At 43.4% G+C, this 13826-nt stretch carries 4 protein-coding genes; all 4 read right to left on the bottom strand.

Going from position 1 to position 13826, the window contains the following annotated elements; all coding sequences use genetic code 11:
* Nucleotides 1-164: 164 nt before the first annotated feature.
* The 4 genes from ACYQ1I_RS15445 to ACYQ1I_RS15430 all read right to left on the bottom strand — a co-directional run bounded on the left by ACYQ1I_RS15445 (nucleotide 165) and on the right by ACYQ1I_RS15430 (nucleotide 13662).
* Nucleotides 165-1868 carry a sensor domain-containing protein gene (locus tag ACYQ1I_RS15445; RefSeq protein WP_459766909.1) on the bottom strand — a complete coding sequence of 568 codons (1704 nt, stop codon included), beginning with the start codon at nucleotides 1866-1868 and terminating at the stop codon, nucleotides 165-167.
* 49 nt (nucleotides 1869-1917) lie between these two features.
* A complete protein-coding gene (locus ACYQ1I_RS15440; protein WP_459766907.1) occupies nucleotides 1918-2529 on the bottom strand; it encodes a flavodoxin family protein in 612 nt (203 codons plus the stop codon).
* A 136-nt stretch (nucleotides 2530-2665) separates the two neighbouring features.
* A complete protein-coding gene (locus tag ACYQ1I_RS15435) occupies nucleotides 2666-11137 on the bottom strand; it encodes a glycoside hydrolase family 94 protein (protein ID WP_459766905.1) in 8472 nt (2823 codons plus the stop codon).
* A 62-nt stretch (nucleotides 11138-11199) separates the two neighbouring features.
* Entirely contained in the window at nucleotides 11200-13662 is a 2463-nt protein-coding gene (locus ACYQ1I_RS15430) for a sugar phosphate nucleotidyltransferase (protein ID WP_459766904.1), read from the bottom strand.
* Nucleotides 13663-13826: the final 164 nt, after the last annotated feature.

Below are 13826 nucleotides of genomic sequence, written 5' to 3'. Positions count from 1 at the left end.
ATTTTCCTTCCATAAATATACTTTTTAATTAGCGGCTGCCTTAATAGCTTGAATATTTTAGTATATTATATTTACATATATACCTCCTGGTACCTCTGTTTAATCTTAAATTAGTGAAATAATATACTATTTAGAAAATCACTATCCTTCAAAGAAAAAAGGTGTCATGAATCGACACCCGGTATGATATGGGAAATATTCGTATAAAATTCATATTGATTATGGCCTTTTTCCTTGGCCTTATACATGGCTATATCGGCATTCTGTATAAGCTCCTGGGGCTTGATGCCATCCAACGGATAAATGGCAATGCCGATACTGGCTGCTATATAGAAGGTCTTATCATCAATTTGCCAGGGTGCTTCAAATACCTTTAATAGTTTCTCAGAGATCATCCTGATCTGCTCTGCTTCTTTAATATCGGGCAATATAACAATAAATTCATCACCGCCAATTCTGGCAACTGTATCGGTTTCTCTGGTGGCTGACAATAATCTATCTGCAATTTGCTTTAAAAGCAGATCCCCCACGCCATGGCCATGGGTATCGTTGACACTTTTAAACTCGTCTAAATCGATAAACAGTACTGCCACAAGATACCCCTGTCGTTTTGCCTTGGCAAGCTCCAAATTCAGGCGATCACCAAACATGGCACGATTATACAGACCTGTTAAGCTGTCTCGAAAGGCTAAATAATTGATTTTTTCCTCCTTTGCCTTATTGGCTGTAATATCGCTTAAGATGGAGGCAAAATGGGTGATCTGATTGTTTTGATCCTTTATGGCAAAGATACTTAAATTTTCGGCAAATACTTCACCGTTTTTTCGTTTATTCCAAATTTCACCCTGCCATTTTCCCAGGGTCAAAATCGATTCCCACAGCCTTTGGTAAAAATCCTTTGAATGTTTACCAGATTTTAAGATACTAGGCCTTTGATTAACTACTTCTGTCTTAGAATATCCTGTAATATCTGTAAAGGCCTTATTGACCCACTGGATTTTTGCGTTTCGGTCTGTGATAATGACTCCTTCGGTATTATTCTCCAAAACCTTGGCAAATAAATTTAAGTTTCTTTCGGATTCCTTACGGGCCGTAATATCCTGATATATTCCATAGATCCCTATTTGCCTTTGATTATTAATAATATGGTAGCCCACAACTGAAACATCAATTAGGGTACCATCCTTTCTTTTTCTAACGGTTTCAGTTCTGACAGCTTCCCCTGCCAAAACGTCACTGCTCAGCTGCGAAGCCTCCTCGATTAAATGGTCTGGTACAATGAGCTTATTAATTGGCTTTCCCTTTATTTCATCAAGGCGATATTGAAAGGTCTCTTCAAATGCACGATTAATACTGACAATCAGATCGTTATTATCCAGCATCACAACAGCCTCTGGAGAATTTTCATAGAGTTGCTGGAATTTAGATTTTTGAATTAAAAGCTCCTCTTGAAACAATATTCTTTCCCTGATATCACGTATTTGCAGATAAAAGCAATTTTGCGCAAGCTCTGCCAGGGATATAAGCAGTATTTCAGCATAAATGCTTTCCTTCAAATGATTACAAAACATCCAATCACTTCTTTTGTTTCCCTGGGCTTTGGCTGCCTCTAAAAGGTATTTAAATTGTATTTTATGGGTATCCAAAGTAGAATTCTGATAGAAGAGCTGATTGATTTCACGTCCCAGCAGTTGTGACTTGTCAGAGTAGCCAAACATTTTTAAAGTCGTATAATTGCAATCTATAATGATTTCATTTTTTAGGATTAAAATTGGGTCGGGGAACTGATTCATCATTAGCTGTCCTAATAATGTCATATCAATCCTTAGCGTATCTTCTTTTTTATCGTTATCATCACGCTTCTCCATTGGACTCCCCTCCTTATACCACATTGATTCTAACGTCATAAAGATATTATTAACAATTTTTTTTGTTTTCTGCTGCTTTCTGGTAGGCTTCTACTAATTGCTGTCCGGCTTTGTAAATCTCTAAGCGTACCAGTTCATTTTCATATACAGGCCTTTCATCTACATTATTGACAAAAAAGTTGCCATGATAAGTCGTGTTAATGGATTTGAAAAACAGATCTAAAATTGGAATTACTCCATCCAGACCAAAGGGATGGGACGGAGCCCCTGCAGTACAAACCATATAGCCTAACCGCAGCTTTTCCTTTTCAATTAAAGACTGATTATGGACATATTTACTGGACCAAATTACTTGATTACGATCAATTATGGATTTCAATTGGGCAGAAATACTATTGAAATACATTGGTGATGTCATAATAATTAGATCGGCCTCATTAAAGGCAGGTAGCAGCTCATCCATTTTATCTCTTTGAATACAGCCCAATTGATGGCTGCAGGCATCACAGGCTGTACAGGGATTAATATTTAAGGCGGCGGCATTTAACCTGGTAATTTCAGCTTCATTGTCTATCGATTGTATACCCTTCAAGAGATGATCCAATAGGGTATCATTATTTTTTCCCCTTCTGGGGCTTCCCATTATTGCAAGTATCTTCAAACCAACTTCCTCCTGTAGTTTTCTTCTCTATATTATACAATATTTTTATTAAAACTACATTGTAATTGCTCTCTTTTTTTATGTTATGTCTATTTTCTTTGAGAAAGAACTGAAAAAGGGCCCTCTCGAGCCCCTTTTATTTCCCTTCAAGCCATAGTTCAACCCGATGTTTTCTACCATCATCCTTCAGTTCTATATAATCCCCTTCCATAGGCCTTTCATCAAGCTTAAAACCAGCTGGCCCTTCCTTTGAAGCAGTATTATGGAAAATAATATGATAAACGGCAGTACCGAATTGGTATGTCACTTCATAGCCTGGCCAGCCCACCGGTATAGAAGGCCTGATATAAAGTCGATTTCCATGTCTTTTCAAGCCTAATATATCTTCGATGCCAACCCTGTACATCCATCCGGCCACACCGGTATACCATGTCCAACCGCCCCTGCCCACATGGGGCTCCACTGCATAAACATCGGCGGCCATCACGTAGGGCTCTACCCGGTATACTGCACATTCCAGGGGTGTTCTAGTGTGGTTGATGGGGTTGATCATGCGGAACAGCTCCCAGGCCCGGTCACCATCTCCCATCATGGCAAAGGCCTTAATGACCCAGGCAGCAGCATGGGTATATTGACCTCCATTTTCCCTGACTCCCGGTACATAGCCTTTAATATATCCTGGTTCTAAGTCACTTTCATCAAAGGGTGGAGTAAATAAAAGGATTAACCCTGCATCATCCTTAATCAGATAATCCTCCACTGCCTCCATGGCCAGCTTTGCCCGCTGTTGATTTCCTCCCTCTGAAATAATAGACCATGATTGAGCAAGGGAGTCAATCATACATTCTTCATTTTGAGATGAGCCTAAAGGCCGGCCATCATCGAAAAAGGCTCTCATATACCAGTTTCCATCCCAGGCATGGGCTTCTATGTTCTTAACAATGTTCTCTGCTGCTTTTAAATAGGTTTCTTTCCTTTCTTGATCACCCATTAACCCACAAATGGGTGCAAAGGTTTTTAAAATTTTATATAGAAACCAGCCCAGCCAAATACTCTCTCCCTTTCCTTTATTTCCAACGGTGCTCATTCCATCATTCCAATCTCCTGAGCCCATTAGTGGAATGCCATGGCTGCCAAAGCGCAAGCTCCTGTCGATAGCTCGAAGACAATGGCCATAAACAGTGTCCTGTTCCTCAGAGATACGGGGAATTCCATAGCGTTCATCCTCACCCTCTGCCAGGGGCTCATCCTCAAGGAAATGAACCTTCTCTTTAAGGATCGTCTCATCCTGGGTATGGTGATAAAAGGCTGCCACCGTAAAGGGAAGCCACAGCAGATCATCTGAAAATCTGGTTCTAATTCCCTTTTCCCCAGCTCCGGGATGCCACCAGTGCTGTACATCTCCTTCAACAAACTGATGCTGACAATGAAGTAAAATTTGCTTCCTCAATAGTTCCGGGGCAGGATGCAGCAGATTATATGCATCCTGTAGCTGATCCCGGTAGCCGTAGGCTCCTCCTGATTGATAAAAGGCAGATCTTCCCCATAATCGGCAGACAAGGCTTTGGTAAAGAAGCCATCCGTTCAGCATTAAATCCATTGAAGGATCGGGGGTTTTTACCTGAATTTTCCCCACCAGCCTGTTCCAGCTTTCCTGTACTTGCTTCAGAGCCAATCTGCACTGCCAGGGCGTTTTATATTGATTGATCAGGGGAAGCAGTTCAGAGGCTTCCTTTACCTGCCCTAATAGAAAGACCAGATCCTTCTCCTCTCCGGGAGGCAATACCACTTCACATTGCAGGGCCCCACAGGGGTTTAAGCCTCCCCCCAGCTCGTTATTCAAGCCAACTCGACCCAGGGCATCGGGGGAAACACGGTCTCCCCTGGCACCAAAAAAGGCATTTTTATTTCCTGTATACGAGCATACCCTTTCAGATGACTCAATAAAGGCAATCCGATCAGGAAAATCCGATTGAAAGGGGTTCGTTATTTTAATACCGCCAGTTTCCTCATTTAATTCAGTCAATATATACTGCCTTGTCACTTCATCGCTGACCCCCAGTACTGGTGTCATGTAAAAGGTTAGCATTAATTTTTTGGCATCGACAGCTGTATTTTTGAGCTTCACCAAATAAATTTTCACCGGGTCCCTTTCAGGTACAAATAGAGTCAGCTCCTGCTCGATATCATGACTATGATGGATAAAGCTGGTGTAGCCCATTCCATGTTTCACGACATAGTCCCCCGGCTCCCTGATGGGAAGGGGAGTAATAGTCCAGGCCGCACCCGAATCCTTCTCCTGAAGATACAGCAGCTCACCAGGGGGGTCTGTAACGGGGTCATTGGACCAGGGAGTCAGCTTGTTTTCTCTGCTGTTTTCAGCCCAGGTATAGCCTGAACCGTTTTCTGTAACCAGAAAACCAAAATTTTCATTGGCAATTACGTTACTCCAGGGGGCCGGTGTTTGCAGATCATCCTTTAGCTTGATAATATATTCTCGGCCGGAACTGCTAAAGCCGCCGTAACCATTATCATGGGTTAGTTCTACAGGGATATCCCGGTAATTGATTGCTTCGTATACACCCTTAAATTCTCTGGCAGGCGGAAGCTGTGTTATTGCCTTTAGCTTAGAAAGCTGTCTCGATAAAGCGCCTCCTTCACCCTTGATCAGTGCCCTGGCAGCAGTATAAATCAAATTCCGATCCTCCGGCGGAATCACATTGGCATCTCGTATAAAAATTCCACCGGGCTGATTTAATAGATGTCTTTCATTACTGGTGAATACCACCTCATTGATTAAATGCTGCAGAGGTTGCAGATAGCTGCTTTCATCCTCGTTTAATATGATTAAATCGACCTTCAGGCCCTTTGTACGCCAATACTCATGGGCCCTGATACATTCCTTCACCACTTCAATTTCATCAATTTTTTTAATGGTCACCAGAAAGATTGGCAAATCTCCTGAAACACCATAGGCCCACAGACCAGACTGACCCTTTTTATTCTTTTTAAGTATTTCCTCATACTTTCTTCTACCGGGGTTCAGGTAGATTAAATAGGGAATCAGCTCTTGGAAGATGGAGATTTCCTCTATCTTGAAATTTAAATAGGTCAGTTCCACCTGGCTTCTGGTTAAGGCAAGCTCCCTTGCCCGTTCAATACCATTGGTGCCATGATATTTTTTCATTAGCTCAATGACCATTTCCCGATCTTCTTGTATGCCGGTAGTAAAGGTAAACACCCCACTCTCACCCGGCTTTAGCCTAATGGTTTTTCTCAGACTCATAATCGGATCAATGGCAATTCCTGTGTAATTTTTCAAGGGTTGATTTAATGCAACTGCCCGCTTTAGGTCTCTGCCTCTGCCCAGAAAATTTCCCCGATTTGTTTCGTATTGCAGCCCTCCACTGACTTCACCCTCCACATGGAGGCTATGGAATAACCAACGGGTAGGTAAATGTGGCTCCCTTGGCCTTCTGGATGCCAACAGGCAGTCGTGCCCCGACAGCAGTTCAGTTCTGACGAAAAGGTTACTAAAGGCAGGATGAGCCACATCGGCCCGTTGATCCCCCAATACCGTTTCAAAGTAGCTTGTCACCTGAAGGGTCACTGGTTCAGCACCATAATTTGTCAGGGTTACCCGGCGGATTTCCACCGGGTCTTCAGGGGAAACCAATATTTCTGTATGGGTCTGAATCGTATCGTCATTTCTTATATATTCAACCCGATCCTGGGAAAAGCTCACCTGATAGCCGTCTGGTTCCTCTTTAAAGGGGTCATAACCCGTGGCCCAATTTTTATTGTCGCTTAATTGGTGTATAAAAATAAAGGTGCCATAGCTGTTTGCCAATTCATCCTGACGCCAGCGGGTAATTTGAATCTCTCCCATTCGGCTGTAGCCGCTGCCTCCCTCCGTCAATAGCAGGGAATAATCACCATTGGAAAGAAGATGGCACTTGGGCGGAAGCTCGTTGGAAATACCATAGGTTCGTGTCAGTCCCTGGAGCAGATCCCTTGGTTGATCCTTAGCTTCAAGGGGCTCTTTGAATTCCTTTGTAATAATACCTCTGACAGGTATTTTCTCCTGCAATAGCAGCTCTCCGGAACGCATCAATGGGTTTTGATGGAATCGCTTTTGCACAATCATGTCATGAAAATAATTAGTTAAGGAAACAAAGCCCATGCCCAGGTGATGGGCCATAAAGCTTTTTACAATTTCATGGGTATTTTTTGACCGTAAACGACCATGGGTAAAATCGATGGCCTCATAAAGTCCATAGGTGCCCTCCATTCCCATATTGATTAGGGCCTTTACATTTTCTACCGATTCTCTAGGCCGATAGGGTAGTGCCAACAGGGTCGAATAAGGTGATACCACTACTTCTTCCATCAAACCACGCTTTAGACCCAGGTGAGGTACACCAAAGGCCTTATATTGATAATTAAGCTGGAGGTCAAAACCGTAATAGCCTGACTCAGATATTCCCCATGGAACCTCCCTTTGCCTGCCATAGTGGCGCTGGGCTTCCATAACGGCATGATAGGTTTCATCGAGCAAGGTATTCTGGTAATTTTTCATGATTAAATAGGGCATGAAATATTCGAACATGGTACCCGTCCAGGACACCAGACTCCGCTTGCCATTGACAACAGAAAATGCTCGCCCCAATTTATACCAGTGTTTTTTGGGTACGGCCCTTCTGGCAATGGCAATATAGCTGGTGGTTCGTACCTCTGAAGCCAACAGATCATAATAGGAATTGGTAAGCTTTTCCTCCTCTACGTTATATCCGATGGAAAACAGCCGTCGTTTAGGGTCATACAGCCTGGTAAAATCCACCTCATCAACCAACTGGTCGATGGTTTTTATCAGATCCTTGACCCCTTGAATCATTCCCTTGATCTTCTGATTGGCTCGCTTTATATTTTCTAACTCCTGCTGGTAATCTTCTCTTGACCCTGTTGAGTCAAGTATTTCTTCGTAATAGCCCATAAGCTTGTTAAGGCAGGGAATTTGCTTTACATGATTTGTAAGGGGTTTCAGATAAATTTCAAATTCTGTATTGATGGCTTCAAGCTGTCTTTTATATTCCTTTGGGCATCCGTCGGTTCCATTGACGGTAAGATCCTTCAGCAGCTCACCGAAGGCCTTCAGGGTGATCTCCTCTCGATCCATCAGCTCATAAATGAGAAGCCTTTGGAGCTTATCCTCTCCTTCCTTAGATAAAAGAGCATCTCGCAAGCCTTCAATTTGATTTTTATCCATCAAAGGACGATTTAAATATTCCTCAAGACTTTCCCTTAAGGTGATTAGATAAGCTACGAAATTTCCGCTATCCACCGTAGAAACATAATGGGGCCGTAAGACCTCCAGGCTTCTGGTGTCATACCAGTTATACAGGTGCCCTTTCCAGGTCTCCATTTTCAAAAGGGTATTCATGGTTTCCCGAACCCTTTTGACCATTTCTGTTGTCGTTAAATACCCCAGGTCCCTGGCACAAATGACAGACAATAGATAAAAGCCAATATTGGTGGGGGAGGTTCGGTGGGCCGCACCCTTTGGCGGGTATTCCTGATAATTATCTGGCGGTAAATAATGATCTGATTCACCCACCAGGTCTTCATAGTATGACCAGGTTTTCCTTGCAATTCTCCTTAAAAGCATTTGATCCTCGTCATCCAATGCTTCCTGATGAATTGACTGTGGCTGGCTGATGCCATAGGCAACCCATGGTGATATCAGCCAAAGGATCAAAATGGGAAATCCAATGATGGGTCTTCCCTTGACTAGCCAGAATAAAGCTGCAACAATTGTTACGGGAAAAATCGTCCTCATTCTTTGAATATAGCTTTTCAGATCATTACTCAGCTTTTTCTCTGAGTCTGCCACAGTGACCCATTCCAGCAGGCGTTTGCGGGAAAAATAGAGCCGGTACAGAGTTCTGACAATGGCATCAACCATCATATAGGCCTGGTGAGGTAAGGTAATAAGCTGCAGACACCCCAGGCAAAGGCTTCTTTTCGGCTCCAGGCCAAAGTTTCCCCACAGGCCTTCAACAGGGGCCCTTAGCTTGAGTCTGAAATAATCGATTAGCGACACAAGGAATGGAAGAAATAGCGTCAAGCCTCCCAAAGCCACCCATGGCAGCCAGCTTCCAGGCAGCAGGCTGATGCCAAGGCCCAACAGCAGCATTAAGGAAATTGAAACCAAACTTCTTCTCAGGTTGTCAATAATTTTCCACTTCGATAGGGAAGACAGGGGATTAGGGACCCGTTCTCCCTTTCTGTCTGTGATTGTATTAAACAGCCAGGGCAACAGCTGCCAATCTCCCCTCACCCACCGGTGTAGTCTTGATATGTAGCTGCTATACTTGGCCGGGTAATCGTCTATTAATTCCATATCACTGGCGAGACCGGTTCTGACATAGCTTCCTTCCAACAGATCATGGCTGAGTATGGTTTGGTCAGGTATGGCATCCTTTAAAAGGGTATTAAATACCTCCAGGGAATAAATACCCTTCCCCGTGAAGATTGCCTCATGAAACAGGTCTTGATAAATGTCGGAGGCCGCCGTAGTATAGGGATCGATTCCTCCCTGACCCGCATAAATTCTGGTGAAAATGGAGGTATTGGCACTTTCTACACTGAGATCAATTCGTGGCTGAATCAACCCGTAGCCCTGGGTAACGATTCCCCTTCGGGAATCAATTGTCGCCTTGTTGAGGGGGTGAGAGATCATTCCAATCAGTCGCTTTGCTCCATCAATTGGCAGTCTTGTATCGGCATCCAACGTAATGACGTATTTTATCTCACCCTCCTGGCTGGGATTCCCCGATACAACCCGATATGAGCTTGAATTTCCTGCTAAAAGCTGATTTAGCTCCAGCAAAGCCCCTCTTTTCCGCTCCCAGCCCATCCATTTTTTTTCGGAGGCCAGATATTGTCTTTCTCGATGGAAATAGTAAAATATCTCCTTGCCATATTTCTCATTGAGGGCTTTAACCTTTGCCAGGGTTTTTTTAACTTGCTCTACTTCTCCCGGCAATTGCTTTTGGCCGGTATCGGGGAAGTCTCCCGCCAGGCCAAAGACAATGTTATCCTCACGATTCGATAAATAATAGACCTCCAATTGCCCCAGGAGCTCCCCTGCCCGGGCTTCGTCATTAATTAAAGCGGGAATCACCACCAGTGTCCTGGCCTCCGGGGGAATTCCTTGACTATACTCAAGGCGAGGGATAAAATCTGGCGGAACCAGCTTTGTTAAAATGCGATTAGTGATAAATACCCCCACCTCGCTGGCAGGAATGACCGTTATTAAGCCAGCTACAAGGGCCCATACCCATGGATAATTTTCACTATTTTTATAAGCGTAACTCATCAATAGCCCTGTTATCAGCAGGGTAATTGCCATGATTGGGCCTAAATACTGAACCAGGGATGCCTGCTTCAGCTCCCTTGCCCCCGTTGTGATTTCCAGGGCATTAAAGAGCTCTCCCTTTCCTTCACCTACCAAATAGTAGCCTACATGACCATACTTTTCACCCTTGGACCTTCCTGCCTCTGACAAATCAACAGCTGCCCTTGCCACCTTGGCCTCGGGAATATGATATTTTTCTGCAATCTTTTCAATAACAGTTCGGTAATAATCCCTGGATTCAAAATCCATGGCACGATAAATTCCTGTCCTTTCCTTTCTTAAAATCCCCTCAGTAATATTAAGGGATTCAAAAAATGACTCCCAATCCAGTACAGAAATTAAGTTTAGACTGATAATAGCATTCCCGATAGACACCTTTCTAGAGGCCTGTTGCCTATGATCCTCTTCTATGACACTTTCAATGGTGGTGTTATGCTCCTTCAGCCTTTCTTCAATATAGCCGACAACCATGCCCCTTTCGTTGGATTTTCTTCTCAATAGCCGTAACAGATGCTCGATTAAAGGGCCATTGGGTTTATCCGATACATCGAATAACTGTTTCAGGCTGACCAATATTGTCTCTTTGCTCTGCTCTAATAATTCCTCTGCCTGATTCCAACCGGTTTCTGTAACGAGAATTTTTTCACAAACCAATCTGAGCTTTTCGATCAATGCCAAACGAAGCATCAGGGATAAAGCCCAGATTTCAGATATGGTAAGCACCTGTTGGCTTTGATAAGCCTCAAAGAAATATTGAATTATCTCTTCGTCTAATCGCCCATCGGTATGGGAGACCAATTCAAGGGCTGCAGCATAAATTCTAGGGTACCCCTTCAAACTACCCTGCTTCAAGGCCTTAAGCCTGAAAAAACGTTCCTTAATCATATTTTGGCGGATGTCTTTATACTGCTCCTCGATTTTATAGAAATTATCCAGGAGCCACTGGGAGGCGGGTGAAATTTCCTTTTGCTCCTTCACCCGACTGTTCACGCCTTGATACACTTTAACGATCACACGGTAATGATTGTCTAATCGATGCAAAAGAGATTTTGTAGATTTTCCCCTGGCGGACACATGATGGGTGTTGGCAACCTCTTTACTGTGCTTTCCCAAATCCTCCATACTTAAAAGCACATCCTCTATGTCATCCTTGCGATAACGGTCTTTTTTCCAGTAATCATTAAAATCCAAAGGCATCTGTATGTCATCACCTTTCTGAATAATCTTTTATCCCAAACCACTGTATTTCCCGGTTAATGCCGACTTACCAGATTTCTGATTTTTTCACTGTAAAAGGTAGACAGTTCTTCGGCATATTCCTGGGAATGGCCCTCGGTAAATACGTTTACCAGGGGCTTTTCAGGGTCAGGAAGTATCAAGGCCCATCCCTTTTCATCATCGATTCTGACCCCCTCAAAAAGCTCGATTCCCTCTTTTTGATGGTTTAAAATCATTTCCTTCATTACCCTTCCTTTATCCTTCCAGTCACACTGTATTTCCTGTTTCACCACAAAGGGATCAGGAATTTGATCAGCCAGCTCCCTTAGCTTGATTCCTTCCTGCATAAGAAAATCCAGGATTTTGCCAATAGCCCAAATGCCGTTATACCACAGCGTAAACTGTAGGGGCAAATTTTCCCCTTGGGATTCCTTCAGCACATCCTTCATATGACTGGCGGGGTTGGATTTGCATTTAACAATTTTAGCCCCAAACTGCTCTGCCAATTCCTCAAGATGCCTTGATGATACATAGGGCACCACCAACTGTCTGTCTCCTCTTTGAAGCAACAGCCTGGCAGCCAATAAGTGGTACTTTTCCCCCTCCATCAGACGGCCATTTTCGTCAACTAGCATTAGCTCCTCACCAGATTCACCAATTAAAAATCCAATTGAATCTGGATCACCCTTGACCCTTTCCGCCAGGGCTGCTGCCAAAGCAGTTGTACTCTGGCTATTAAAGCCTTGTTCAGGATAGATTAAAGTCACCGAAACACCTAGCCCTTTTAGATAGCCCCTGGTGGATTCAAGGACAGAAAGTGATGGCGATGTAAGCCATACCCTTTGGTTAGCTTGTCTGATCTGTTGTAAATGCTTTACCTCATTAATTCCTGCCTGGTTGAAAATAGCATGAAATGAGTCTACTTCTATCTCCTTTTTTAAACGATCGGCATTACAGCGCTTAAAATCCTCACGATTAAACAGGTTTTCTATTTCACGTTCCATTGATCTGGGAATATTTCCGCCGTCAGCATCAATAAACTCTAGTCTGATGTTATCAGGCTTTTCTGACGAAGCCTTTACATGAATTCCGCCTGCTGCTTTGAAATATCTTACTGCAAACCGCGTCATGGGTAAAAAGGCCCCTTTAAGATTAATCCCTTGAACCCCGGTGGAGGAAACACCGGCCAAAAGCGCCTGCTGAATTAATTGGGCTCCATTACTGGGATCACTGCTAATCACGATTGAGGGCTCTCCCTTCAGACTGGACGCAAAGGCCGAACCAAGCCTTGCACAAAATTCAGGGGTCAGTTCAATATTGATTTGCCCAGAGATATCCCTCAAACCAAAAAGGGTTTTAGATGCCTTGGAACCCCATACAAGATTCTGACTCACGACGGTATTTTCTTCAATTCGTTTATGGGGCCAGATTTTGATATCGGGCTTCACAACTGCCCCCTTCAATAAAATCGTTCCTTCACCTACCACTGAATTTTCCAGTACCTTTGCCTGTTCCCTGATATCTGCACCACCACAGATTACCGTTCCCCTAAGGCTGGCCTTTTCCTCCAGATTCACCTGATTCCATAAGATACTTTTTTTAATGGTGGCCCCTTGACTGATCCTACAGTTTTCACCTATCACCGTCGGCCCTGTTATTTCAGCGCCATCCTCTATGCTGCCATTTTTTCCGATATATACAGGAGGCTGAAGCTTTACATTCCTACCAATGGTTGTCCCTTCGCCGACATATACCCCCTCTTCCAGCTCCTTTTGAATCAACGGGAGCTTTACCTTCCCTGCCAAAATATCAAATTGAGTCTCCTTGTAGGAGCTTAAATCCCCAATATCGCACCAATATTCATTCATAACATAGCCATACATGGGTACTTGATCATTAAGCAGCCTGGGGAATAAATCCTTACTAAAATCAAAGGTGTCTCCCTTAGAAAAATAGTCTAAAACCTCGGGCTCTAGTATGTAAATTCCGGTATTAATGGTATTGCTGAATACCTCACCCCAACTGGGCTTTTCCAGAAATCGAATGATTTTCCCCGCTTCATCGGTAATGACAACCCCATATTCGATTGGTACTGCCTCATTTCTTAAAACAAGGGTCGCCTTCGATCCCTTTTCTCGATGAAAAGCTAAGGCTTTTTGAATATCTAAATCCGTTAAGGCATCGCCGCTGACAATTAAAAGGGTATCATCAATAAACTCCTCGGCATTTTTTACACTTCCCCCTGTTCCCAAGGGGGTTTCTTCAATAAAATAATGTAAATTAACGCCCCAGTCTTTTCCACTTCCAAAATAGTCGGTAATCATTGTTGGCATATAGGCCAAAGTAACCCCTATTTCAGTAATACCATGTTCCTTTAACAGGTCTACGGTATATTCCATTACCGGCCTGTTAATAATGGGTACCATGGGCTTGGGTAAGCTACAGGTAAGGGGCTTTAACCTTGTTCCTTTACCTCCTGCCATAATAATTGCCTTCATAGTAATCTTTACACCCTCTTCCAATTTTAACTAGTATACGAAATTTGGCATATGTAGTTTATTGTGTGATTTTTAGTGGGTTCTATACATTTTTCATGAAGAAAAAGTAAAAAGGTCTATGCAAAAAAACAGAAATAAATAACCACAGGGCTGGCCTACGAGCT

It is taken from the genome of Alkaliphilus crotonatoxidans, from assembly GCF_054658015.1.
This window is presented reverse-complemented; position numbering and strand designations above follow the sequence as displayed.

Coding starts and splice junctions, on each gene's coding strand:
- ACYQ1I_RS15430 (WP_459766904.1), bottom strand. CDS start 13,662: ATGAAGGCAATTATTATGGCAGGAGGTAAAGGAACAAGGTTAAAGCCC.
- ACYQ1I_RS15445 (WP_459766909.1), bottom strand. CDS start 1,868: ATGGAGAAGCGTGATGATAACGATAAAAAAGAAGATACGCTAAGGATT.